Annotated in this window: 20 protein-coding genes and 6 pseudogenes; 8 read left to right on the top strand and 18 right to left on the bottom strand. The window is 36.4% G+C overall.

Features of this window, described 5'->3' with window-relative positions:
* Positions 1-65 precede the first annotated feature (65 nt).
* Positions 66-608: a hypothetical protein gene (locus tag QUG14_RS01325; RefSeq protein ID WP_289338637.1), complete on the top strand. Its 543-nt coding sequence runs from the start codon at positions 66-68 to the stop codon at positions 606-608.
* Positions 609-749: 141 nt separating this feature from the next.
* Positions 750-1,586 (top strand): NAD(P)-dependent oxidoreductase, encoded by an 837-nt coding sequence (locus QUG14_RS01320; RefSeq protein ID WP_289338635.1) that lies wholly within the window; start codon positions 750-752, stop codon positions 1,584-1,586.
* A 143-nt stretch (positions 1,587-1,729) separates the two neighbouring features.
* On the opposite strand, the gene QUG14_RS01315 is transcribed toward QUG14_RS01320, so the two are convergent.
* Complete coding sequence (locus QUG14_RS01315; protein WP_289338634.1) at positions 1,730-1,999, bottom strand: zinc ribbon domain-containing protein; 270 nt, start codon at positions 1,997-1,999, stop codon at positions 1,730-1,732.
* Between the two features lie 372 nt (positions 2,000-2,371).
* Between QUG14_RS01315 and QUG14_RS01310 the strand changes: the two genes are divergently transcribed.
* Positions 2,372-2,824, top strand: a complete 453-nt coding sequence (locus tag QUG14_RS01310) for a C40 family peptidase (RefSeq protein ID WP_289338633.1) — start codon at positions 2,372-2,374, stop codon at positions 2,822-2,824.
* 384 nt (positions 2,825-3,208) lie between these two features.
* On the opposite strand, the gene QUG14_RS01305 is transcribed toward QUG14_RS01310, so the two are convergent.
* Positions 3,209-3,856, bottom strand: a complete 648-nt coding sequence (locus QUG14_RS01305; protein ID WP_289338631.1) for a hypothetical protein — start codon at positions 3,854-3,856, stop codon at positions 3,209-3,211.
* 82 nt (positions 3,857-3,938) lie between these two features.
* Here QUG14_RS01305 and QUG14_RS01300 point away from each other — a divergent pair.
* Positions 3,939-4,319 (top strand): annotated as a pseudogene (locus QUG14_RS01300) (transposase); the annotation flags it as partial.
* A 233-nt stretch (positions 4,320-4,552) separates the two neighbouring features.
* Positions 4,553-4,987 carry a hypothetical protein gene (locus QUG14_RS01295; protein ID WP_289338629.1) on the top strand — a complete coding sequence of 145 codons (435 nt, stop codon included), beginning with the start codon at positions 4,553-4,555 and terminating at the stop codon, positions 4,985-4,987.
* Between the two features lie 591 nt (positions 4,988-5,578).
* On the opposite strand, the pseudogene QUG14_RS01290 reads toward QUG14_RS01295, so the two are convergent.
* A pseudogene (locus tag QUG14_RS01290) lies at positions 5,579-6,853 on the bottom strand (IS110 family RNA-guided transposase).
* Positions 6,854-7,130: 277 nt separating this feature from the next.
* Positions 7,131-7,421: a DUF5316 domain-containing protein gene (locus QUG14_RS01285; protein ID WP_289338627.1), complete on the bottom strand. Its 291-nt coding sequence runs from the start codon at positions 7,419-7,421 to the stop codon at positions 7,131-7,133.
* A gap of 225 nt (positions 7,422-7,646) precedes the next feature.
* On the opposite strand from QUG14_RS01285, the gene QUG14_RS01280 reads away from it, so the two are divergent.
* The 3 genes and pseudogenes from QUG14_RS01280 to QUG14_RS01270 all read left to right on the top strand — a co-directional run bounded on the left by QUG14_RS01280 (position 7,647) and on the right by QUG14_RS01270 (position 10,574).
* Positions 7,647-7,994, top strand: a complete 348-nt coding sequence (locus QUG14_RS01280; RefSeq protein WP_289338626.1) for a hypothetical protein — start codon at positions 7,647-7,649, stop codon at positions 7,992-7,994.
* Between the two features lie 257 nt (positions 7,995-8,251).
* Positions 8,252-8,827, top strand: a complete 576-nt coding sequence (locus tag QUG14_RS01275) for a CBO0543 family protein (RefSeq protein WP_289338625.1) — start codon at positions 8,252-8,254, stop codon at positions 8,825-8,827.
* 607 nt (positions 8,828-9,434) lie between these two features.
* A pseudogene (locus tag QUG14_RS01270) lies at positions 9,435-10,574 on the top strand (IS110 family transposase).
* A 274-nt stretch (positions 10,575-10,848) separates the two neighbouring features.
* Here the strand turns inward: QUG14_RS01270 and QUG14_RS01265 are convergent.
* From QUG14_RS01265 to QUG14_RS01200, 14 genes and pseudogenes are all read right to left on the bottom strand, one after another.
* Positions 10,849-12,166 (bottom strand): annotated as a pseudogene (locus QUG14_RS01265) (MATE family efflux transporter).
* A 95-nt stretch (positions 12,167-12,261) separates the two neighbouring features.
* Positions 12,262-13,071 carry a nickel import ATP-binding protein NikE gene (gene nikE, locus QUG14_RS01260; protein ID WP_289338624.1) on the bottom strand — a complete coding sequence of 270 codons (810 nt, stop codon included), beginning with the start codon at positions 13,069-13,071 and terminating at the stop codon, positions 12,262-12,264.
* Between the two features lie 28 nt (positions 13,072-13,099).
* Positions 13,100-13,927: a nickel import ATP-binding protein NikD gene (nikD, locus tag QUG14_RS01255; protein ID WP_289338622.1), complete on the bottom strand. Its 828-nt coding sequence runs from the start codon at positions 13,925-13,927 to the stop codon at positions 13,100-13,102.
* A 15-nt stretch (positions 13,928-13,942) separates the two neighbouring features.
* Positions 13,943-14,776 (bottom strand): nickel ABC transporter permease subunit NikC, encoded by an 834-nt coding sequence (gene nikC / locus QUG14_RS01250; protein WP_289338621.1) that lies wholly within the window; start codon positions 14,774-14,776, stop codon positions 13,943-13,945.
* A complete protein-coding gene (nikB, locus tag QUG14_RS01245; protein ID WP_289338619.1) occupies positions 14,773-15,717 on the bottom strand; it encodes a nickel ABC transporter permease subunit NikB in 945 nt (314 codons plus the stop codon). The genes nikC and nikB overlap by 4 nt, the downstream gene beginning before the upstream one ends.
* A gap of 17 nt (positions 15,718-15,734) precedes the next feature.
* A complete protein-coding gene (gene nikA / locus QUG14_RS01240; RefSeq protein ID WP_289338617.1) occupies positions 15,735-17,360 on the bottom strand; it encodes a nickel ABC transporter substrate-binding protein in 1,626 nt (541 codons plus the stop codon).
* A 236-nt stretch (positions 17,361-17,596) separates the two neighbouring features.
* Positions 17,597-20,047 (bottom strand): putative bifunctional diguanylate cyclase/phosphodiesterase, encoded by a 2,451-nt coding sequence (locus tag QUG14_RS01235; protein ID WP_289338615.1) that lies wholly within the window; start codon positions 20,045-20,047, stop codon positions 17,597-17,599.
* A 10-nt stretch (positions 20,048-20,057) separates the two neighbouring features.
* A complete protein-coding gene (locus QUG14_RS01230; RefSeq protein WP_289338613.1) occupies positions 20,058-21,239 on the bottom strand; it encodes a beta-ketoacyl synthase N-terminal-like domain-containing protein in 1,182 nt (393 codons plus the stop codon).
* 230 nt (positions 21,240-21,469) lie between these two features.
* On the bottom strand, positions 21,470-21,808 hold the full coding sequence (locus tag QUG14_RS01225) for a YolD-like family protein (RefSeq protein ID WP_289338612.1): 339 nt from the start codon (positions 21,806-21,808) through the stop codon (positions 21,470-21,472).
* A 136-nt stretch (positions 21,809-21,944) separates the two neighbouring features.
* Positions 21,945-22,378, bottom strand: a pseudogene (locus QUG14_RS01220) (VOC family protein).
* 460 nt (positions 22,379-22,838) lie between these two features.
* Positions 22,839-23,327 (bottom strand): SRPBCC domain-containing protein, encoded by a 489-nt coding sequence (locus QUG14_RS01215; RefSeq protein WP_289338611.1) that lies wholly within the window; start codon positions 23,325-23,327, stop codon positions 22,839-22,841.
* Between the two features lie 34 nt (positions 23,328-23,361).
* Positions 23,362-23,655: pseudogene (locus tag QUG14_RS01210) on the bottom strand (ArsR/SmtB family transcription factor); the annotation flags it as partial.
* A 79-nt stretch (positions 23,656-23,734) separates the two neighbouring features.
* Positions 23,735-24,193, bottom strand: a complete 459-nt coding sequence (locus tag QUG14_RS01205; protein ID WP_289338610.1) for an HNH endonuclease — start codon at positions 24,191-24,193, stop codon at positions 23,735-23,737.
* Complete coding sequence (locus QUG14_RS01200; RefSeq protein WP_289338608.1) at positions 24,183-24,653, bottom strand: hypothetical protein; 471 nt, start codon at positions 24,651-24,653, stop codon at positions 24,183-24,185. The genes QUG14_RS01205 and QUG14_RS01200 overlap by 11 nt, the downstream gene beginning before the upstream one ends.
* Positions 24,654-24,676: the final 23 nt, after the last annotated feature.

Here is a 24,676-nt window from a genome sequence, read left to right as displayed (position 1 = left end):
CATCATTTATTATCAGTTTACTACCCATTATTACTTTATTGGCCATAATACTACTTTTCAGTTCCGTGAAAAACAATATCATTGTTGCTTTGATTGTTGCGATCGTAATGAGTGCTCTCTTATTCCGTAAACAAATTGATCAGCAAAAAGAGGTATTAAATCAAGGTGCTAACGAATCGTTATCATCAACTATAACTACTGGTAGTACGATTGCATTTGGTAGCATTGCAACAGGTGTTCCGGCCTTTAAAGGTGTATTTCAATTGATTCAATCCATTCCTGGACCTCCTGTACTCTCCTTAATGATTGGTACAGGTCTTATAGGCGGTATTACGGCTTCGGCTGTTGGAGCAATTGGCATTTCCGTTGCGAATTTTGCCCCTATCTATTTAGAAATGGGACTAGATCCGGAAACGGTTCACCGCGCTATCGCAATCGGATCTGGAGCTCTATCAATCGTTCCTTACTCTGGATTCTTGATTATCTTTAACAATTTAACGGGATTAACGATGAAAGACACCTTTAAAAATGGATTTATCAGTATAAGTGTTACCCATTGGATCGCAATGGCCGTTATCGTTGTCATGGCCCTCTTAGGTTTAGCTTAACGAACTAACTGTAGCAGGTTATTATCCTTGTTTACTGATGATTTAACAATGACGAAACATTAAGAACTTTATTCGAAAGTTTTTTATGTGATAGATCTAATTACTTGAAAAAAATATAGAAAAATAATGGAGGAATTCAACATGAGTAAAAAAATTGGATTTGTAGGATTAGGAACAATGGGCTTCCAAATGGCAGTTAATTTAATGAAAGCTGGTTTCGAAGTAATTGGGTATGATGCGTTTAGAGGTGTTTATGAAGAGGCAGAAGCTGCAGGAATTACAATGGTAGAGACGTTAAACGAAGTGGCGGAACAAGCTGACGAAGCGATTATCTCAATGGTTCGTGACTATGCCCAAAATGTGGATATTATTTTTGGGGATAACGCGATTCTTTCTGTTCAACCAAAAAATAAAACCATTATTGTTATGAGTACACTAGACCCTGATACCATGAATGAATTAGGCAAAAAAGTCGAGGCAGAAAGTGATTTGAGATTAATTAGCGCTGCAGTAAGCGGCGGTGCTTCAGGTGCTCAGGCTGGAACATTATCGATTATGACATCAGGTTCAGAAGAAATCGTGAAATCTTTCCAACCATACTTTGATGCGATTGGTTCCAATACATTCTACTATGGCGAGGAACCAGGCAATAGCCAAGTTGCAAAATTAGTGAATAATATGATTCTAGGTATTAACATGAATGCTCTAGCTGAAGGACTTAAATTAGGTAAACACTATAACTTACCTGAACAAGAGTTAATAAACTTATTAAAAGTTAGTACAGGTGATAGCTGGGTAGTAAAAAATTGGAGCGATGTTTCTGAATGGACAGCAGACACTGCCTTGGCAGTTTTACTGAAAGACTTAAAAGCGGCTTACAACGAAGGGCTAAAACACAATGTACCTTTACCATTCAATGCCTTATCATCAAAACAATTATTTGACTCTATGGGTAAAGAGAAACCAAAAGCCAAATAATTGAATAATACAAGCAATCTCTAATAGGCAAGTGTTCTGTGTTTTACCAGAATGCTTTCCTTATTTGTTTAGGTAATAAAATTGCTTCCAACCACCTAATTTTGGCATTCGTTTTCATATTCAGCATCTGCACAATTTTGTGTTTAGCTCCAGCGCTCTAATTTTTTCAAGAAATTTTTTGTATACATTTTATTGAGAAAAAATTTTGCAACCCGATTCATATCTGATTCCTGAAACCTTTTTAAACTGAATGCATAAAATTCATCGAATGTTACTTCCGGATGTAGCCATTCACCTTTTTGGTAACAATAGTGACAGTATTTTTCTGAAGGTGACCCATCCTTTTCAGTTCCAAAGTCACTTGAAACTTTCATGGGCATTCCACAGCTTTGACACAGATTTGTTTTTGCCATTTTTATTCCTCCGATTTTGTTAAGTTTGAATTTGTCATCTTCATATTTTCGAGTTTAAACTGATTCGCCGATGCACATCCATCCTATTCATTTCATCTAGTAAATCGAGTAAAAGGCTTTAATTAGGGATTCAATTTTTACGTAATTTATCTAATTATATAAATGATTCATATCAGTTGCAATGCTTGCTTTACCATAATTAATAGAGGTGATAATAAACTATAATGATAGGTTTTGGTATAAAACTAGCTCTTAACAAGGCATAAAATTATATCAAAATAATTTTTAATAAAATTGTAATCTTGCTGTGATACCACTGTTACACCTTTCTAGTATATTTAAACTACCAAATCACACTAGGAGGTAACAAATATGCTTAAGAAATTCGTCGTAGCTTTTGTCATTATAGTTTCTTTCAGTACTTTGTTTTCTAACATGGGTGATAAAGCGGAAGCAGCATATTATCATACAAAAGCAGTTTCGGTGGCAAAGTCTAATATTGGAGTACCTTATCGATGGGGCGGGATGTCACCAAGTGGTTTTGATTGTTCAGGACTTATTAAGTATTCCTACGCAAGTGCTGGAAAAACACTAAATCGCACAGCTGCTCAAATGTTCTACGGTAACGGATACCGTATCTACAATTACATTCAACCAGGGGATTTAATGTTTTATGCTCCAAATAAGGCAAGCAGTCCAACACATGTTGCCATGTATATCGGGAATGGTAAAATGATTATGGCTTCTTCATCAAAAGGAGTCATGATTACAAGCACAAACAACTCATATTGGCATCCAAGATACATTGGAACAAAACGCATTTAAAGACCATCGTTTCTAGATGGTCTTTTTCTTATCCAAATTTTTCACATAGAATTATCATATTCCTTTCATTCCATGTAATAATTTTTATTTAATCTAGGCGTATACATGACTAGGAATCCAGATCGCCCAATCGTATAAACAATGAAAGCCAGCCGAGGATAACATAGTTCATCAATGTAAAGGTTACTCCCCAAATTCTAATTCGAAAATATTCAGCCGCAAACCTAGTGACATCAGAATCAGAGGAAAACAAGATTATAGCTACATATTCTTTTCAATTAAATCTTAAAATTACAACAGTTCGAAAAACAACACTCATTTCTAAAACAGTCAAAAAATAAAATGGAAGCCCATTTATTTTGAGGCTTCCATTTTATTTTTCACCTAATTTTCTTTTGAATGTTTAAAGAAATGGAACTTTCCTTTTGGAAATAGATTTAACTCTTTTGCCTTATCCGCATGGTTGGTCATGATTTCTTTAAAAATTTCATCTGCAGATCTATTTCTTGTTTCGATTCCCAACTTCTCAGCTGCCAGGAAAATCCTTTTATCTCGGACTTCTTTTGCTAAATCTTTAATTGCCTTATTTTCAGTGGAAATTCCCAATTCTTTTGCTTCTAATTTTATTCGTGTTTTATGGACTTCAATTGCTAAATCTCGCAGATTTTTTCCTTCCGTCGATATCCCCAACTCTTGCGCTTCTTTTTTGATCTCAGTTTCCCATACTTCTTTCGCTAATGCATAAAGGTCTTTCCCATTGGTATCTATTCCTAGTTCCTTAGCCTTATTATTAATCAATGCTTCCCTAACTTCTATTGCGATTGTCTCTGTGTCTTTGCCCTCGGTCTTAATCCCTAATGATTCTGCTTGCTTTATAAGAAACTCAGGATTATGTTTGAAATGCTTATGGCCATGTATGTCTGACATTTTAACTTCTTCTTTTTCCTCTGTTGCTGCATGTACCTGGCCTGAATCTAGGAGTCCAAACATTAAAGCAAATGCACAAAATACAATCATCATCATCCTTCTCATCGTGTAACTTCCTCCTAAAAAATGGTTTGTTATTACAGATGATAGGATGTCCAATAAATATTACCAATTTATGAACGAATTGTTAAAAGCAACGATTATTTCTGAAATTGGGGAGATAGATCGGTTTAATGGTGCCAAGAAGTTAGTTGCGTTCGCTGGAATAGATCCTAGTGTCTACTCTTCTGGAAAGTTTACTGCATCCATAAACCGAATTACCAAACGTGGTTCATGTAGACTTCGCCATGCCCTGTATATGGCTGTTCAAAGTGGAATTCGGGATGCCCGTAAAAAGAAAACAACCGATGAGATCATTCCACGCAATAGAAGACTACGAGAGTTTTACGACAAAAAACGAGAAGAAGGAAAACCCTTTAGAGTAGCAATCATTGCCTGTGTTAATAAGCTCTTACATTGGATTTACGCCTTATTAAAAAGCAGATCTCCTTTCCAAGATATAGCTTAAAATCTATATCTAACTAAATACAACAAAACCTTCCAAAAAGAGCATAACGGAAGGTTATTTGGCATGAATATTTTTAGTATAACATGAGGTTATTAAACTTTTAATTGAAAAATGTTGACAAACTATTAGCTGGTTTAGCTCAGTAACAATTCGGTAAAATTCCTCTTTATTAGGCTATTTGTACTGTCAAAATAATGTATCCATCATAGCGTATAGAAAGAGGGGGTGATTTTTTGGGTCTTAGGAGACTTTGTGATTGTCGAGCAACTGCGTCAACCTTTCCAACTCCTGTTGCAAACACGGGTGTAATTATTAATGGACAACCTTCTAGTGGAACACTAGGTTTTTCAGCAGGAATATGTCCCGATTGTATGATTAACGGAAGTTTTGTATCCATAGAATATGTAGATAACAACGTTGCTGCTAATTCTTTTACATTTACTGCTAATAACGATGAGGTTGGGTTTCCTGTTTGTTCCCCAACATCTTTCTCTGTTACTCTGACTGGTGTTGCAACTGGTCCAAATTTTAGTGGACTTGCCACCGTAGAAACTTTTACGGTGTCAGAAACAGGAACTTTTGAAATTATTAATCTAATTGCTAATGGGAATACCTTTAGTACAGATGGACCGTCCAGTGGAGCAGTAGCAGGAATCGTGCAATGCTAAACCGACACTAAAAGGGTGATGCAGAAAAAAGAACAAAGTCAGAAAAATAAAGTTCATTCATTGTCTTAAAAATGCGAATTAAAGCATATTAGAGTTAATATGGGTCCCTTGGGACTCTTTTATTTTGGAGGGGAAAATCAACCGGTTACCTTTTTAGCCTATTTTAGCGAATTTCCTTATTAAACTCCCTCAGTTTGATACGAATATCTCTTGAATGCTCACTTATTCGCAGGATTTCATAACCTCTATAAATAGGATGACGGGTAATTGGAATGAATTCAGATCATTTGGCTTCGTGAAGGCATAGGTAAATAAAGGGGTTAGCTACTACTCCATATTTTACCATATGATGTACATCTCCACGCCGCCCCTGGAGGCTTTCCCTCCCATGTCTCAACGGGTCAATTGCCCTCTCATTCCTTCGTCATGTCTATCCAAGGGGTGGAGGCCAGTTATGCTAACCTGATGGGTCACAGTGCCCTTTTGTTGAATAAACCTGGTACTCCGTACATATTCGAAATCCTACGAATACAACATTCAAAATTAAAGTCAATTTTTCAAATGAAATATTTTATAAATAGTGTTTTATTTCTAAGCAGCTAAAGGGATTAATTCTTGAATTTTATTAGGACAGTAGGACTCGTTTCGTCGTGCTATTCCTACAAAAATCCTTGCTAGTTTACCGATCAGTTTCATAATTGATTTCATCTTCTTTATCTTCTTGACCTTCACAATATGGGAATGTAGGGCTTTAAATTCAGGGTTATTCATTACAAGGCTCATAGTTGCTAAGTAGGGGAAGTGTCTCAGTCTTGATCTTCCACGCTTTTAAATGACAATCTGACCTTTCCATTTGCCTGAACTTGTTTCAGCTAGATGTAATCCCGCATGTCGTAATAGAGAGTTTCAGTGAGCGAATCCACTTAGATCTCCTGACTCACCTAGTATCCCAGCTAATGAAATTTCACTTATCCCTTTAATCGTTAGTAGTTTTTTTGCAAATGGTATATTATAGAGAACTTCTTTAACTTGTTGTTCAACTCTTTCGAGTTGTTTTACAGCGAGGTCATATTCTTCTATTAATTGTTCTAGATGGAATTTATAAGCATCAAGTGCTTGTCCAATTCCAATAGAAGATTTTGCTAGATTGATCAGTAATTGAGCTTTTTTATGTCCTGGTTGCCTTTTCATTAATGACTTCCATCCCCTCTGGACATCAAGTGACTCCATTGAAGATATTTCATCTGGGGTTGGAAACAAACAAAGGGTTGCGATGGCTCCTTTGCACGAAACATCGTTAGACACTTGTCGTAGCTCTGGAAAGACAACATCCACCCATCGATTTATTTGATTTATAGACATTACGAGACGTTTTACAATCACATCACGGTTGGACATTAGAACTCTAAGTTTTTCAAATGATTCTGAGGATGGGCGAATAAAAGAATAGTAGCCGTTTTTGACCATATCTGCGATAACTAGTGCATCTTTTTTATCACTCTTAGATTGGGTAACATCACGAATCTCTTTATTCCTTTTTACTAAGTGGGGATTGACGGTTACTACCTCAATGTTTTAGTAATATAACCAGCTTGATAGGTTAATCCAGTAATGGCCAGTAGGCTCCATACCTACTATTGCTTCATTTAAGTTTTTCAATCTTTTTAAATCTTGTATCCAGTTTAATAGTTTAAAGAACCCCTCTTCATTATTTTTAAATGAAATAGGGTCTCCTACAACAATTCCACGAAAATTAACTGCTCTTGCAACATGTAGTTGTTGAGCAATATCTACACCTACAATTAGATGTGTATCGGAAATTCTTTCTATTAGTTGATTTTGTTTGTCTTGCATTTTAAAATTCATATTAGGGTTCCTCCTAAAGTTGTGAGTTAGTGTGGTGTCTATACTCATATCTTACTGAGGAGCCTTATTTTTTTCAAAGTCGAAAAATAATTAAGGTGAAACCTTTAAGTCAAGTCACTGGTGTTTAATCAGTGATTTTTTTATTAAATATCGTTTCTCATCTTCAATTTACTGCCCCGATAGCTGAACAAGCAAAAAGACCGACACAGCGATCTCATCTTTAACTATTGCACCCTAGAGTTTAACAAACGATGTGGAGTTGGTAACTATTATTCATTTATTTCATTAGAAAAAAGCAAACCGCTGCAATTAATAAATTAGGTAATCCTATTAACAATATAGAATTAGTTTGTGAAGATCTTTGTTTTCTATCTTCTTTTGATTCGGATTGTAGATTTCTACCTAACCTATCCCCATCCAAGAATGCTCCAGATAACAAAGCACCTAATATCAGTGAGATAATTCCGACAACGCCTGTGATTTTATACAATAAAGTGTAATCGCTTGAAAACATTGAAATTAGAAAAGCGATCACCACGATACTTAGTCCTATAATTAATATCTTCATAATAAACACATCCCTATGGGTTTTTTGTTAAATTCCAATTAGTTACATTTTTACTTATAACATTTTCAGAATTTTATAAATACAAAATTCCCTCATAACTTCTTTCACTAACCTGCTTCGTTAGTCGAATAAGAAAAAGCGATCTCCTTATGGAAGAATTTCTGTTTACTTAACAGGTAATTCCCAATTATACTAAATTTAAATTCGTTTATAAGGAGATTTATAATGAGAACCTCTGTCCCTTGTCCAAATTGTGAAAAAGCAATAACGCTTGATGATTTTGAGGATTTTTCATCACCATTTACAATGAGATGTCCTTACTGCAAAGCTAAACTAAAAGAAACTAAAGTAACACCATTTCTTCTGATCGGTTTGATAGTAATAATTCCTTTATTTATTTACTTAACAGAAACATTAATATCTTTGCTTTCAGGCATTATACCTGCTATTGAAAAAATACCTTCCATCATCGTATTTATAGGTCTGCTATATCCTTTATATGCCCTGTATGAGCGAATTAATGGACTTATTATGTTTAATAAAGGCAATTTACAATTAAAAAAAAGACAATGATAAGCGTGGTATTCTCACGCTTTTTTGTATTAATAATAGGTAATTTATTGAACCCTGTTGTTAAACTAACCTGCATCGTTAGTTCAATAGGAAAGGGATTTCCGCAGCAGTTCCAATCTTAAACTCTTGAACCCGGTAGCTTAAGTGCAACAGTTTACAATCTTAGGGTGAAGGCTCCTGTTTTCTTAAAAAATACCATTACATAATTTATTACATAAATGAAAAAAATATATTATAACTATGTTTTTGGAGGTGTAATGAAAGTGGCATTTGAGAAGGGGCTCGCTCAATCAGAAAAAGCTTATAATCAGTTAACTGAGATCAGTTCTTTATTTGCAAAAATAGTGACGGAAGAATTTCTCTCAACATGGCAATGGTGGTTTGGTCTAGCACTATTTATTGTTCCATGGATTGTTTGGTTTAGACTCAGGAAGAAAGATAGCACGGGACGTCTCCTTTTAGGCGGCTTACTGACTATTATATTATCACTTACAATAGATCTTGCCGCCTTATCTTTAGGGCTCTGGTCATACCCTATGGTAATCATCCCTCTAGCACCTTTTCTATTTTTACCCTATCACTTTTCTTTAGCACCCGTTGCAGTAATGTTAGCTCTACAATTTAAACCAAAAATGAATCCCTTGTTAAAGGGTATCTTATTTTCTTCAATTGCGGCATTTGGAGGAATGAATTTCTTTAATGCCATCGACTTCTACAACCCTAAGAATTGGTCCACTCTATATGATTTTATTATTTTTTTAACTTTTTACTATTCAGCTTATGCAGTTACAAAAATTGAGAGCTATACTAAATTAGATAAGGGAAAAATCTAAATATAAGGATTTAGGGTAAATAATTAAGATCATATAACTAGTTCCCATTGTAAGGAAGCATATTTTGCTTCTTTTTTTTATTTCTTATTATTGATCTTAATAATTCAAACGGGAAAGATAATTCAACTAACCTGCCCCGTTAGCTTAAGTAAATTTTTTCACAAACTTTATCTCATCTTAACATAAATATCCAATTATATTTAGATGTAACTTTCAGTCTAATTATTTTTGTAGGACGATTTGTATCAAAATGTGGGTTATTTTTAGGGGGTACAACAGCCAGTTTACCATTACAATTTGGTATGCATTTTTCTATACAAATTTTAGTGTAATCTCCGCACAAATCGCTTTACATCAATAAAACATACTAAGATTAGTAGTGCAGACCAAGGCGTTGGTCTGCACTACTATTTTTTATATAGTAGAAGTGAAGAATAGGTCGTACTCATTTTTGGGTCTTGAATCCGTCAATAAAACTAGACCTTCTTCACTTACCTTATTTGAATCAGGTTTAAGTATGTTGGATCCTTGAGATCGTGTATAAGAAATTGGAATCGATAAGTGTAAGATGAAGACTCTTCAATACAAAGAATTGTAGGAGGGCAATATGAAACATGTGATAGCTTTGACGTTAGTATGGGAAAGAGTTACATGGTCATTTATAATGGCTTGAAAAAATGTATTTTCGAAGGTGAAATTAAACACACCAAACCTTAATTTGAAAAGTTGAGGCACCAGATTAATGAGCTAATAGAAGGGTATGGAGAACACCCAATATTGTGTTTGAGTCAACTGGTGTCTAGTCACGACCAATAGAGCGTTTCTTGCAGGAAAACCAATATTTCTACTGCCTTTTAAACCCTTTAGAGGCTAAGAAAAAATGCGATTCTTTAAGGATTTTTAAAACTGATAAAAGTGATGCACATCAATTAGCTTTAACCCATTTTTCAACCTTTCGTAGGGAGACGCAAGGAACGGAACACCTTTATTATCAGTTAAAATCATTTTCTAGATTTTATAGTGAGCTTGATGATGAATTATCAGTTATTCGCAGTCGACTGCATAAAGTTATTCAGTTACCGTTTCCAGAGCTAGAGAAACTCTTTACAAATAAATTGATTTGTTTCTCAACATTGTCCAATTGTTTCCACATCAGGATATTGTTCTGGGATTATCAAAAACAATTATAAAAAATAAAATACGTGCCAATACAAATAAAAATATATCTGCAGCAAGCGCTGACAAGAAAGCAATCGCATTAATTGAAGCCTCCCAACAATCCTATCCAGCTGTTTCTTCCTCAGATGTATTGTGCGAGCAACTACGATTATACGCTAGACGGTACCAGGACCTTCTCAAACAGAAGGAACAGTGTATCTAGGATATGGTTCAATTAGTAGAAAAACGCAACGAATACAAGGTGTTACTCAGTTTTCCTGGAATCGGCCCCATACAGCTGTTCGCTTTATGGCAGAAATCGGAGACATCAATCGTTTTGAAAACAACAAACAAGCGTGGAAATAAGCACTTAAGAAAACTACTCTTTTTAATCATCCAGAACATGATTAAGCAAAGACGTTTCGGACACAATCACATCGTTGAGTATTATGATAAATTAAAAATGCAACCCTATAACAAATGTCATAAAGTTGCGTCCATCGCTTGTGTGAATAAGCTTTTGAAGAATATCTTCTTTCTTACAACACACAATATGAACTATGATTACGGTTTGGCCTCCAAATCATAGTTTTTTAAATAATAACATATTCAATTGACCTAGTAAAAAAATCCCAATTAGCTAGGTCGTATGCCAAATTTAGTAATTCGCCCCCAATTATTATTTAACACTAAACTCTCCTGCTCAAAAAAAAAGATATTGACTAATCGTAAGAAAAATGAGTGACAAATTAACCTACAATTTGGCACTCATTTTACTTTACATTTTTAATGTTTGCGATAGGTAACGGAACCCGTTACCTTTCTAGATGGTCTTTTTCTTATCCAAATTCACACAATAATTATCAGATTCCTTTCATTCCATATAACAATTTTTTATTTAATCTAGGCGTATACATAACTAAGAATCCAGATCGACCAATCGAATAAGCAATGAAAGCCAGCCATAGGCCATGATTATGCCAGATTGGTGTTGCCGTAATTTGAATAAGGATATAGACAATCATTGCGTATATCATTGAGTTTCGGACGGGAGCAATTTCAGTTGCTCCTGTGAAGACACCATAAATGACAAGTCCAAAACACGCAGCAAATGGGTAAAGGATAAGCCATGTTCCATATGTAGTTGATAGTTCGATTACAAGAGGTAGATTGGTAAAAAGCGCAATAATTTGTTCTTGAAATAATCCATATATACAAGCGATAACAACAGCCGTTATCACCGACCATTGCTTTGATAAAGTAAGAGTTTTTTTATATAATTCCTTGTCGTTTGCACCTACCGCTTTGCCGACGAGAATACTCGTCGCATTGGCAAACCCGTCGAAGAAATAAGCCATAATATAATGGATTTGGAAAAGAACAGCATTGGCAGCTAGTAATTCTGTACCAAACGAAGCACCTTTTGCTGTAAACATATTAATTACCACCAATAAACAAATCGTTCGAATGAACAAATCCTTGTTAACGTTAAACATTTTTTTCATTGACTGTGTATCAATAAGTTCTTGAAAGGATGGTAATCTCCATGTAAATGGTGATGCTTTTATAATAATGAATAATCCAAATATAAATGCTGTCACTTCAGCAATCAAAACAGCTGCAGCGACCCCTTTGACAGCAAAAGAAAAGACATGGACAAAAAGAATGGCCAAAATCATATTCAAAACATTCATTAACACTTGTAAACATAATGATTCTTTAATCTTAGCCATCCCCATTAACCATCCGAGGATAACATAGTTCATCAATGTAAATGGAGCACCCCAAATTCTAATTCGAAAATATTCAGCCGCAAACTTAGCGACATCAGAGTCAGAGGAAAATAATGTTAAAGCGCCATATTCAATCGGCCATTGTAAGAGAATAAAACACACCCCGACCACAATAGCTAATAAAAATGGTCTTAGATAAAGCAAGTATTCCTTGAGCCGGATCGCTTGCACCACTCGCTTGCGCTGCAAAAGCAGATGTGCTTACCCGTAAAAAACCGAATACCCAATACAAAGTATTAAAAATAAGTGTCCCGACTGCAACTCCTCCAATATATGCCGGATCGTGTAGTTGTCCGACAACGGCTGTATCTACAGCACCTAACAAGGGCGTTGTCATGGTTGAGATTGTCAGGGGAATCGCCAAGGTGAGGTACGCACGATGATTCATTACGAATTTCCTCCTCCTATCCTTTCAAATAAACAGAATAGCCCCGATTTTTAAAATTGAAATCGAGGCATTCGAAAAGTGTAAATAATAATAAATTAAACACGTCTAACAGAACGAAAACGTGGGTGCTCTGCCAGCATTGAATCTCTCATCTCATTTACTACAGGATGTTTTGATGTAAGGAACTGTTTTTTGTCATCGTAAAGCTCGACCAATTTTCCTTTTTCTAGTACACCTACGCGATCACTAATCGTATAGGCAGCTTTAATATCATGTGTAATAAAGAGATAGGATAAGCCGAAGTTTGCTTTTAATTCCTTTAGTAATTCTAAAATAAGAGTTTGATTCACCATATCAAGGCTACTGACAGATTCATCTAAAACAATCAGTTTTGGCTTGAGTGAGATGGCCCTTGCGATATTGATTCTTTGCAATTGCCCACCGCTAAATTGATTGGGGTATTTTTTTAAGTCCGCTTCACTTAGCCCTACTCTTTCTAATAATTCAATAACGGTTCTTTTTTGCTCAGCAACTGTGAGCTTTTCATAGTTTTCTAGCGGCTCTGCAATAATTCGTTCGGCTGTCATTCGAGGGTTGACCGATGAATATGAGTCCTGAAAGACAGCCTGTAGATCACGACGAATTTTTTGACGGATTTGCTTATCTGCCGTATATATATCCTGTCCTTGAAAAAGGACCTGACCATATTGTGGTCGTTCTAGACCAAGAATCACTCTTCCTAATGTACTTTTACCAGCACCACTCGAACCAAGCAATCCTAAGCAGGTTCCTTCCTCAATACAGATAGAAATGTCGGAAAGTATATTTTTTGAACGGTGTTTCCAGTTGAAAACCGTTCGGGATCCATAGCTATGAGTTACTTTATTTACTTGTAATAAACTCATTTTTTTTCACCCCTTATCGATGCCTAGGTCAAGCCAAATGAATGACAGATTCATCTAAATGTAATTTAGAACGTGCATTTAATAGTTTTTTTGTATACTCATGCTGTGGCTGATCAAATAGTTGGAACACATTGGCTTTTTCTACGATTCGGCCATTCTGCATAACAGCAACTTCATCTGCCATTTCGGAAATAACCCCGAGATCATGGGATATTAATAATATGGCAGACCCATAATCAGATCGAATTTTATCTAAGTGGTACAGCACTTTCTTTTGATTATTTACATCCAATGCGGTTGTTGGTTCATCGGCTATGATAACGGCTGGATGTAAGCAGGCGGCAATGGCAATCATGACCCGTTGAAGCATGCCACCGCTCAATTGAAAAGGATAGTTTTTTAATAGTTTAACAGGATCTGATAAATTCACATGTTGCAATGCCTCAATCGCCAGCTCTGTGGCTTGTTTTTTATTCCATTTTGTGTGTGAACGAATCGTTTCAATAAATTGATGACCAATCGTAAAAACAGGCGTAAAAGCATTCATCGGATTTTGCATAATAAAGGCGATATCCTTGCCACGGATTTCACGCATTTCTTTCTCACCTAAACCGTTCAATTCTCGTCCAAGTAAATTGATACTGCCTTCAATCGTGGTCGTTTTCCGATTGAGAAGCTGAAGAATCGACATACTCGTAACAGTTTTACCGCATCCACTTTCCCCAACAAGACCCAGTACTTCCCCATGCTTTAGTTCAAAATTGATATCCTCAACAAGCTGGGTAGAACCATCTTTTGTTTTTACCTGTACATGTAAATCTCTCACTTGTAACACATTCGACTGTTTTGAACCCAACATTCTCATTCCTTTTTAAAATCGACGTTTGACACCGTACCGTTCGGATAACGCTTCGCCCAATAAATTGAAGGTCACAATCACGAGCATAATCATCAAACCTGGATAAAGCATTAATTCAGGATTCGTCCGAATATACGACTTTCCTTCGTGAATCATCGCTCCCCATTCTGGTGTAGGCGGTTGTACTCCTAAACCAAGAAACGACATAGCAGATATATCCATGATCGCCCAACCCATTTCTAATGTACCCATGACGACAAGTGGTGGGAGTACATTTGGGACAATATGATTTTTAATAATCTTCCATTGAGAAGACCCGCTTATTTTCGCAGCGGCAATAAAGTTTTGTTCTTTCAGACTAAGTACCATTCCTCGGAACATTCTCGCGTAATAGACCCATTGCACAAGCATCAGCGCTAAAATGACCTGCGAAAGTCCAGGACCGAAAATACCAACCAGTCCAAGTATAAGGATAAGACTAGGAAAAGCCATCACACCATCACAAAATCTCATCAAAACCTGATCCACCCATCCGCCCTTATATCCAGAAAAGGTTCCAATTATTAAACCAATCGTTAAAGACGAAATGAAAATGAGCATAGCAAAGCCTAAAGATATTCGGCCCCCATATAAAAGTCTTGATAAGTTACATCTTCCCAGATGATCAGTTCCTAATGGGAATTCCCAGGATGGAGTCTGTAGTTTAAAAGCTAAATTGACCGCAATTGGATCATTGGGCGCAATCCAGGGAGCCAAAATCGTAATGATAAAAAGAATTCCTAATATAATGGCACATATCGGAATCACTTTTTGACTTATCAATACCCTGCGTAAACTGGTTATCATCGTTGTTGACCTTCTTTCCTGGAAATGCGCGGGTCAATATACATTTGAATCAGATCCACCATTAGGTTGCTAAGGATAAATAAACTAGCGGCAATTAGTACATAGCATTGAATGATTGGTATATCGCGGTTAAAAATCGCTTCAATAAAATAACGGCCATACCCAGGCCAAGAAAAAACGGTCTCCACGATAATCGTTCCAGTCAGAAGTTTCCCAAGATTCATCCCCAAACCTGTAATCATCGGGGAAATGGTAATTCTTAAGATATGCTTGGCCATAATGGTTTTTTCTTTTATCCCTCTTGTCCTTGCGAAAAGTACATAGGGCTCTTGAAGGTTTTCAAGAATGCTAGCCCGCAACAATCTTGTATACATCGCAATTAAAGGTAGAGCCAATGTAATGGAAGGAAGAACAAGATGCAGCCAAGTCCCAATCCCCTCGACTGGGAAAAGATCCAATTTGACAGAAAAGAAAAAAATCAATAAATAACCTAGCCAAAAAGATGGAATCGATGCCCCGAAAAAGGAAAGGATGCGACTAAAATGATCTATAAAGCTGCTTTTCTTTACTCCTGCCATGAAACCGAGAGGAACACTGACAAGCACAGCTATGAATAAACTCGCTAAAGCTAGCTGCATTGTCGCTGGTAATCGGTGAATAACCTCATCCCAAACAGGCTTATTCGAAACATAAGATATTCCAAAATCAAGTTGGCATATCTTTATAATAGAGTTTATATATTGCATGAAGAATGGTTGGTCTAAACCAAACTCATGCCTTTTCTGGGCCAAAATTTCATCCGTTTGTTCAATATGAGCCGCTGTTAAATAGGCCTCGGCCGGATCCACTGGTGATAGGTGAATCATCCCAGTCGTTAGAAGTGCAGCCAAAAGAAAAACCGGGATAATGGACATTATTCGTTTTATTATATAAGTGCCCATAAAAGCCTCCTACCTGCTTACTGCTTAATGCTAATTCCTGTGAATGGATTTTCGTCACGATTCGCAGAGAAATTGAAGTTCGTGACATCTTTTTGATAAATTGCTGTTTTCTTAATATATGAGATAGGAAGAATGGCTCCCTGCTCTTGTAGTGATGTTAAAACAGATGTGTAAAGCTGTTGACGTTCTGCTACGTCCGTTGTCTGCGGAATCAGTGCAATTTGTTTGAGTATTTCCGCTTTGTTCGGATAAGCTGAAATGGCTTCATTAAATCCAAAGCCTTCTTTTGCCACAATATTAATAAATGTATGCGGGTCATATGGAGCACCATAGTTACTAAAGAAATTAATATCAAATTCATTATCTTTAAATCTTTGAACTTGAACCGCAAGCTCTACTCCAACAATATTTAATTTTACACCAATGGCTGCCCACTCGGATTGCAGCGTTTCTGCCATTGCTTTTTGAATGGATTCTGCTGAATCGTACATCATCTCAATTTCAAGCGGCTGTCCATCTTTTTCACGAACACTTTTCCCCTTAGGAAGTGTCCAACCCGCTTCGTCTAATAACGCTTCTGCTTTTTTAACATTATGGTCAATGACCTTCACATCAATATCTGAAGTATAAGGCAAGTTTGTTGGTATAATATTATCTGCTGCTTCTTCTAGTCCAGAAGTGATTCCTTTTACCATTGCTTCCTTATTAAATCCATAATGTAATGCTTGGCGAACACGTTCATCTGAAAGTTGTTCTCTCGTTGTATTTATAACAAGCTGTCTCGTAGCAACTGGTTCAGAAATAGTAGTTTCATATTCACCAGTGGATTCCAATTGTTTGAAAGCATCTAAACTGATGACACCTTCTCCATAAATTAAGTCTAACTCCCCTTTTTCAAACGCTAGTACTCTCGTTTCTGCATCAGGAATGACTTTCACTTTTATTTTTTCTACTTCTGGAAGTTCTCCCCAATAATTTTCATTTCGTTTGAAAATCGCATATTCATCCTGTTTATACTCTTCCAAAATCCACGGACCTGTACCAACCGCTTCTACGACACCTTTTGAGGTATCACCATCTGCAGGGAATCCAGCTTCACCCAAGAAACGAACTGGTCGAACAACAGCTAACTCCTGAATTGTTGGATAATAGGCTTCCGTTAATGTCATTTTAAACGTATATTCGTCGATTACCTCCGTACTAGCTATTTTCGAAAGAAATCCTAACCAGCTATGTAATTCCATATGGTTCAACACAGTATCAAAATTCTTTTTCACTATATCTGCATTAAAGCTTGTTCCATCAGAAAACTTCGCATCTTGACGAAGATGAAATGTATATTCTTTTCCGTCGGAAGATATGTCCCATGATTCTGCCAAATTCGGCTTTAGCTCTCCGCCATTCCCGTAACTTATTAACGGTTCATATACCATCGATTGAGCAAATAATTGTGAAGGATTATAAACATGTGGATTCATCGCACCCACATCCCTTGGCCATGCGATGGTAAGCATATTTCCATTATCGTCTTTTGACGTTGTAGCATCATCACTAGCATTTGTACAACCAAGTAATACTGTTGATAAGAGGAAAATAAAGATAGTTGTTAATAAAATATTCCGATTATTTATTGCATTAAACATGTAGGAGCCCCCTAATTGATGTTGATAATCATTTTCAATTGTAAGAGCATCATTTATTCTTGTCAATATAATATTGGATACATATTCTTTACCGACTTACCTCAATAGGTACAAATAACTTAAATAGCAAGTAAAAAGACTCCCTTCTTTTCTATATAAAAGAATCTCCTACACTCAAAAAAATATTGTGGGGATTTTTGAATACATCAATCGTATAAACAATTAGGGCGAACAGTTTAAAATACTGTCCGCCCTTTCTTTTTATCGTATGTTCTTGCAGGTTCATGGTGTCGCTCTAAGAAGGTTCTTTCAAATTCTTCACCCGATATCGGAGGACTGAACAGATATCCCTGTACAACCATACAGCCATTTGATTTTAGGAAGGTTAACTCCTCTTCCGTCTCAACGCCTTCCGCAATCACATCAAGATTTAAATTATTGGCCATTGAAATAATCGTTTTTACAATGGCTCGATTTTCAGTATTGCATGTAATATCTCTTACAAAAGAACGGTCAATTTTTAGATTATTAATGGGAAACTTTTTCAGATAACTTAATGAGGAATATCCTGTTCCAAAATCATCTATTGAAATCGAAATCCCCATTGTCTTTAACTCATCAAGCGTAGAAATCACAGAATTGATGTTCGCCATCGAAATACTCTCCGTTATTTCTAAATCTAGATAGCGGGCATCAAGATTTGTTTCTTTTAAGATCTTCCGAACAGATTCTACAAAGTCCTCTTCATAAAATTGGCGCATTGAGATATTTACAGATACTGGAATAGGAGTGTACCCCATATCTTGCCAAATCTTATTTTGAAGACATGCTGATTTCAGAACCCATTCACCCAGCGGTAATATGATACCAGTTTCTTCTGCTAATGGAATAAATTCAGCAGGTGAAATCATTCCTAATTCAGAACTCTCCCATCTTACTAATGCTTCCATACCAATGATGTTGTTCGATTCAATATCAATTTTTGGTTGATAAACAAGCTTATGCTCATTAGAATGTAATGCTTTTCGAAGAGCTTTTTCTAATATCATTTTTTTCTGATAATCCTCATTCATCTCCTCGGTAAAGAAGGAGTAAGAATTTCGTCCCGATTCTTTGGAAGAATACATCGCAATATCGGCATTTTTAATTAATACATCTGGGTGATCACCATCCATTGGATACATACTGATTCCCAAACTGGAAGTGACAAATAGTTCATGATCTCCTAGTGTAAATGATTTCTTAAATAAATTTAACATTCTTTTTACAAAAATGATTGTCTCTTCCTTCGTTACACTGTATAAAATAAAGGTAAACTCGTCCCCGCCCAGTCGATATACTGAAAAATCGGTCACCCTTTTATCATCTGCATTACTTAACCGTTCTGCTACCTTCTTTAGGAGAAGATCCCCATTTTCGTGATTGAGGGTGTCGTTAATAATTTTAAAACGATCTAAGTCTAGAAATATGACAGCTACATTCTCTTTATTCAATTTAGCTGTTTTCATTCTTTCGATTAAATCTTGATGAAATGCCCGTCGATTCGGTAATCCGGTGAGAGGATCATGAAGTGCTTCCCACTCTCGCCTTTTTTCATTGATTTTTCGCTGTGTAATATCCGTCGCAACAGTAAGGACTTGTTTATTTCTAGATGAAACAATTGGCAGTTTAACCGTTTGGATCCACCTTTTATTTCCCTGTGCATCGATGATTTCATTTTCCGGTATATGCTTTTCTGCTAAGGTTGTTAATACCTCATAATCAATATATACATTCTTCATTGCCATATCCAAATCCGGATTATAATTCATTTCCTCATTTCCGATCAGTTCTTCGGAATTCACCCCAAATAATAAACCATAAGCTTGATTGGTTAAAGTATATTTTCCATCCTGACTTTTTGCATAGATATAACTGGGATTCAGATCAATGATTTTATGAAGAAATTCTTTTTGATCTAAAAGTGCATTATTCATCTTTGTAACAATCTTTTGGTGCATTCTAATAACAGGGATGAGAATCCCAATCGATAAAAACATAACAGCGATGCTGCTTGGTAATAACAGATAGCTTTTTATCATATTTAAAAAACCAATACAATATCCAACTGTTGCAATGTTAATAAAATAAAGGATAAACGTTCTTGTTTCAGAATCCTTCAGTTTTTTACTTATTGAAAAGGAAATTACAGTAATAATCATGAACATAATTGTATGAAAGTTAAAGATCCATGCCCAATCGCCATAGACAGGATATACGAAACTTACTTTTATTAACCCCAGCGGTTTTACTAACTCAAAGCTCTGAATACCTTTGTGACTCCAACCTATCAAGTAGACAAAGGTTGACCATATATAAAGAGTGACGACCGTAAATTTATTGACTGCATATTTTACCATTCTAGATTCAACCATTTGTTTTTCTTGAATCGCAGTATAGATAACGGAAAATAAAGTTGGAGCCAACATGATTGAGCCAAAACGAAATAACTGAAATAAAAACTCTATAACGCTATTAGGAAAAAATTCACGAGCATGTAAAAATGAAACATCTATTTGCCAAAACGAGGTAAAAATAAAAAAGATAAATAAACGCTTGGATAATTTCGTTTTTCCTAAAATATAGATAGTTGTTATACCAGCTGCTAAAGGAAATAATGCAAAAGAAATCATTAATAGAAAGATCATTGCTTCTTCCTCAATTATGTTTTGTCATGAATAAACAAGTATTATTGCCGCTAACCCCATGGTTAGTGATTGCGACACTTTCGACATTTTGATACTTCGTCTCAAAGACAATTGGCAAGTCATTAAAACCGTCTCCACTCGTTTTAATGGTTGGTGGAATAAATCCATATTCCATACTTAATAACGAGGTGATCACTTGGACAGCTCCCATTGCTCCAAACATATGACCGGTCATTCCCTTTATAGAAGTAATAGGGACTGTGGATCCAAAAAGATTCGAATGAGTAATGTACTCAATCATATCATTCTGTACTAAGCCCAGCGCTTGGCTATTTACATAAGTAGGAATGCAATCACCGATTGCGTCCTTTAATGCAGATGTCATTAAGCAGCCTGATGTATCTGACTTTAACATTGGAAGAGCCTCATTGTTAGAAGCACTCCCATCAACTTGCCCCCAAATCTTAGCGCCTCTTGATTCTGCATCTTTTTTCCGTTCCATGATCACAACGGCAGAACCCTCTGATTTAACAAAACCTTTGTGAGACGTGGAAAAGGGTACTCCGGTCTGTTCAATCTCTACATTTTCGGCAATCGTACCCGTCTTTAAAAATCCATAGGTAATCCAATCACCTAGAAGAGCATCAGAGCCGCCAACAATACAAATGTCTGCATATCCTGCTTCTAAGAATAATTTGCCCATAATTAACGCATCTAAACTTGCGGTACACCCTGTAGAGATGGTATATGCTTGTCCATTTATTCCAAGGTGCTTGGTGATTCCAGAAGATATTGTATGCGGATCACCTACAGGAATATAGTGAATGGGAACTTTTTTAAGATTATTACCATGATTAGAGAATTTTTCAGCTTCTAATATTCCTCCACCGGAAGTACCCATGATAACAGCAACACGTGTAAATTCATCATTTTGTAAGTTGGCCATCGTATAAGCCTCCTCTGCTGCTGCAATGCCCAACTTAGCTGCACGCGGGTACCTTTTATAATTTTGACCAGAGATCATATCCAAATCTTCATGAACTACTCCACATACTATATTAGAGCCATTATTGCCACGGCCATGGAGTATTTCCTGTGTACAGATACCATGTTCTAGAACTTCTTTAAATTGATCTATATTACTGACACCCGGTGCTTTAACTCCAAAACCTGTAATGACAATTTTGTCCATAGTTGACCTCTCAATATGTCATATTTTATATTAATCTCGCAAAATTATATTATATGAGGTCAATCGACAATTAACAACAATTCTAGACGTGTATCTTCTTTCCATTTTTTCCAAGTGACCAATCATAAATTATGACAGCTCGATCATAAGCAGCCCTGCACGAAAATAACAAAACGTTTCACGATAACCTTTAGGAGGAACACCTACAGGTTTTCCTCCTTTTATTTCACTCAATCAACTACACTCACCCCAATTACATCATCAAACGCCACTTGCATGATATCACATGATTCAGTCTCAAGGTAAAACTGCTTCGTAATAGGGTCGCAGTAATGCACCCTACCCGTGATTTCGTCCGTAAACCCATCGCTCCACACAGTTAACTTTACTGGATATCGATTTTCCATTGCGTAGGCTATGCGCTGATCGAATTCCTCCGACTGATAGTCATCAAGTATCGGCTTAGCCTGCCGATTTTGGTCGCGGTACATTTCTCGAGTCATTGCAAAGCCCTCCGGCATGAACGATACTGGCTGCCATTTCTTTTTGCCGCGATCACGTATTTCCATTTGGTCACCACCTTTGATGTAATACCCTTATTATATACGAACATTTGTTCTGTATGTAAAAAAAGAAAAAGACCACTTATCCTTGGTCTAGATATTTTCTTATACTTTGTTTGTTGGTGAAGCTGAAGTCTGTTTGTTATTCCTGCGTTTGCTCACTTTGGACATTCACATTGAAATTAACCCCGAACTTGTCCTTTACCATCCCGTACAAGGAGCTCCAATCCGCCTTATGAAGGGGTATAACGACTTGTCCACCGTCTTCCAAAGCGGCGAAGATTTCTCTCGCTCTTGCCTCGTCTTTGGGATGAATGGCTATCTGAATGTATTGCCTGGCTGATAAGGCATGCCTGCATACGTATCGGAGAACATGAGATCCGCGTCGCCGACTTTCAAGTGTGCATGCATAACGCGATCCTTCATGTCATCCGCCAACGGATGATTCGGGTCAGCTGGCATATCTCCGTACGTCATGATACCCATCACTTTCCCGCCAAGCGCTTTCTCATAAAAATGGACTGCTTCTCTCGTGTTACCGTCAAAAAACAAATACGGGTTCAAACTAATTGACAACATTCAACAACTCCTTTGGGATAATTTGGACAACTTCATTCATGATACATTAATATTGAGCTTCCCGTAAACTGGACTAACCCACTTGATGGATAACTGTTCCGCTTCTAAATAATCCTTATTTCGATTAAATGGCCTGATTGCGGAAGACTGATCTTATTGAAAATCAATCAAATTTGTAAAAGAACTATAACATTTTTGATTCTCAAAAACTAATGAACCTTCCATAATTAAACTGTTAGCTCCACTTTCTAATCTTTGAACTTATAGTTACCTAACGGTAACAAATCAACTAGATTTAATACATAATAAAATCATAAAAATTGCCAAGCACCATATAAATGTATTGGTGCTTGGCAATTCCAGCCTTTATATTTTGATTTTCTAAAATGAATCATGTACAAATCACGGGAAAGCCCACCGGTGGTCGGTGTTTTTTGCAGCGGATATTTTAAACGGTTTATATCATTGTTAGGTATTCATCTAATTGTTCAAGGGTTCCGGTATGTCCTTCCAGAACCATCTCTTTTGAATCCTCAAAGGTTTTGTTCTCTTCCTCAGTCGGGGATACGGGAACCACAATCATTGTTAGGGTTGTTTTTCCTTCGTCCTCGATGAATGTAATGGTATTCAGGGTTTCCATTGGCCAATTTGCGTCAAAGGGTGCACGTACATTGTTACCTTCTTCATCAGAAAAGAAACTGGTGTAAACAATTTTCTCGGGTGCTATAATTTCACTGTATACAAATTTAACCCACATTACGTTGCCATCAGCAGGTTTCTGGCTGTAATGAAAGACACCGCCAGGACGGAAATCTGATTTAGAAACCTCAAATGTCCATCCTTTTGGCCCCCACCAGTACTTTAGGTGTTCTGATTCAGTGAATGCCTTAAACACAAGATCACGTGAAGCATTAAAAGTATGAGTGATTTTGATTTGAGTTGACATTAGGATTCCTCCAATAATTTTAGTTTTCATTCTCTTAAATTTCTCTCTTTTGCAGCCCTTGCAAATAACAAACTAAGTTGTCAAAATTTCTCTCCCGAATATCACGGTATTCTATTAGCAATAAATCTAAGGCTTTGAAGGGCTCTGACCTCAGCTTGTAGATTCGACGATTCGCTTCTGCATCAAACTCCACCATTCCCGCTTCATACAGGACACGGACACGGAAATGTTTAGTTGCTTTAGGCTGGCGAATATGAAGATGGTCTGCTATTTCCCCCACTGTTAGTTGGCCCATACGAATTAATTCAACAATCTTTAACCTACTGGGCTATGACTGATATTACGGCTCTTACTTTTTTAGTTTTGCCATTAGAATATATAAATACAGCCAGCTAATAAACACCATTCTAATAGTAAGTTAAAAATTTATTGAAATCTATATTGATCCCACACTTCTGGAGTCTAGCTTTTCGAAGATGGTATAGATTTTTAAGTATAGGTTCGATTGTCTCTATAGGTGCGTGGTGTACCGTTTTATGACACAGAGGACATAAAGAAATAATATTTGCCTCAACATCTTGACTCCATTTGAATTGTCCTTGATATTCCATTGGAATTAAATGATGTGCTTCTACATAATTTAATTCCGTTACTGATGATTGAAAAAACAAATGATTATTGTCAAATTCACATTTATATCCCGCATGAATAATTGCTTTTTTGGCAGTTAGGTGATTTCTCTTCCACTTCGTTGATAGAGATAGATCTAGTCCACTTATTGGTGGAATCGGTGTATCTTCTTTTTTGATGAAGGAATCCATTTCTGTTCTCTCAATATGTTCTTGATAAGATTCCTCATTTTCCATTTTCAAGAGCATACCTAAGATTTTTATTCGATAAAAGTGAATAAAAGGACTCTAGTTGATCAACCTCCAATTTCTGCATCGATTGGTTAAACCCTTGAAATATAGTCCAAACAAGTTTCATTTCATCAGAAGTTATGGGAGTAAACACCGCTATCGTTGAAGGATGAAAATTGTAATATCCGGTATAATTTCCCTCTGTCTTCTCTGGATAAAGAATTCTTTCTTCAAGAATGGCAACAGCAATGAGACAACTTTTATACTGAAATAGCACCAACGTTCCAGATGGCGTATTCATCCCTCTTTTGAAATTATAATTTCTATACGGAAGCTCCTCTTGGAACCATTCTTGTAAATCCTCAATTGATTTTCCAGTAAATTCCGGATCACCTTCAGACATTGGCAAGATTCTTATTGCAGTTACTCCTAAATTATTTATTTCAGAAACAGTATTCTTACTCAAGCAACATTCCACTATTCTTTCTT

The sequence above is a fragment of the Neobacillus sp. CF12 genome, from assembly GCF_030348765.1.
Taxonomy (GTDB): Bacteria; Bacillota; Bacilli; order Bacillales; family Cytobacillaceae; genus Neobacillus.
The sequence above is the reverse complement of the archived record's forward strand: the minus strand, read 5'-3'. Positions and strand labels throughout refer to the sequence as shown.

Excerpts from the sequence above, each read along its gene's own strand:
- QUG14_RS01315 (WP_289338634.1), bottom strand. The coding sequence starts at position 1,999 with ATGGCAAAAACAAATCTGTGTCAAAGCTGTGGAATGCCCATGAAAGTT.
- nikE (WP_289338624.1), bottom strand. The coding sequence starts at position 13,071 with ATGAGTTTATTACAAGTAAATAAAGTAACTCATAGCTATGGATCCCGA.
- nikB (WP_289338619.1), bottom strand. The coding sequence starts at position 15,717 with ATGGGCACTTATATAATAAAACGAATAATGTCCATTATCCCGGTTTTT.
- QUG14_RS01215 (WP_289338611.1), bottom strand. The coding sequence starts at position 23,327 with ATGTCAACTCAAATCAAAATCACTCATACTTTTAATGCTTCACGTGAT.
- QUG14_RS01275 (WP_289338625.1), top strand. The coding sequence starts at position 8,252 with ATGAAAGTGGCATTTGAGAAGGGGCTCGCTCAATCAGAAAAAGCTTAT.
- QUG14_RS01310 (WP_289338633.1), top strand. The coding sequence starts at position 2,372 with ATGCTTAAGAAATTCGTCGTAGCTTTTGTCATTATAGTTTCTTTCAGT.
- nikA (WP_289338617.1), bottom strand. The coding sequence starts at position 17,360 with ATGTTTAATGCAATAAATAATCGGAATATTTTATTAACAACTATCTTT.
- QUG14_RS01230 (WP_289338613.1), bottom strand. The coding sequence starts at position 21,239 with ATGGACAAAATTGTCATTACAGGTTTTGGAGTTAAAGCACCGGGTGTC.
- QUG14_RS01285 (WP_289338627.1), bottom strand. The coding sequence starts at position 7,421 with ATGAAGATATTAATTATAGGACTAAGTATCGTGGTGATCGCTTTTCTA.
- QUG14_RS01320 (WP_289338635.1), top strand. The coding sequence starts at position 750 with ATGAGTAAAAAAATTGGATTTGTAGGATTAGGAACAATGGGCTTCCAA.
- QUG14_RS01225 (WP_289338612.1), bottom strand. The coding sequence starts at position 21,808 with ATGGAAATACGTGATCGCGGCAAAAAGAAATGGCAGCCAGTATCGTTC.
- QUG14_RS01235 (WP_289338615.1), bottom strand. The coding sequence starts at position 20,047 with ATGATCTTTCTATTAATGATTTCTTTTGCATTATTTCCTTTAGCAGCT.
- QUG14_RS01205 (WP_289338610.1), bottom strand. The coding sequence starts at position 24,193 with ATGGAAAATGAGGAATCTTATCAAGAACATATTGAGAGAACAGAAATG.
- QUG14_RS01280 (WP_289338626.1), top strand. The coding sequence starts at position 7,647 with ATGAGAACCTCTGTCCCTTGTCCAAATTGTGAAAAAGCAATAACGCTT.
- nikC (WP_289338621.1), bottom strand. The coding sequence starts at position 14,776 with ATGATAACCAGTTTACGCAGGGTATTGATAAGTCAAAAAGTGATTCCG.
- QUG14_RS01305 (WP_289338631.1), bottom strand. The coding sequence starts at position 3,856 with ATGAGAAGGATGATGATGATTGTATTTTGTGCATTTGCTTTAATGTTT.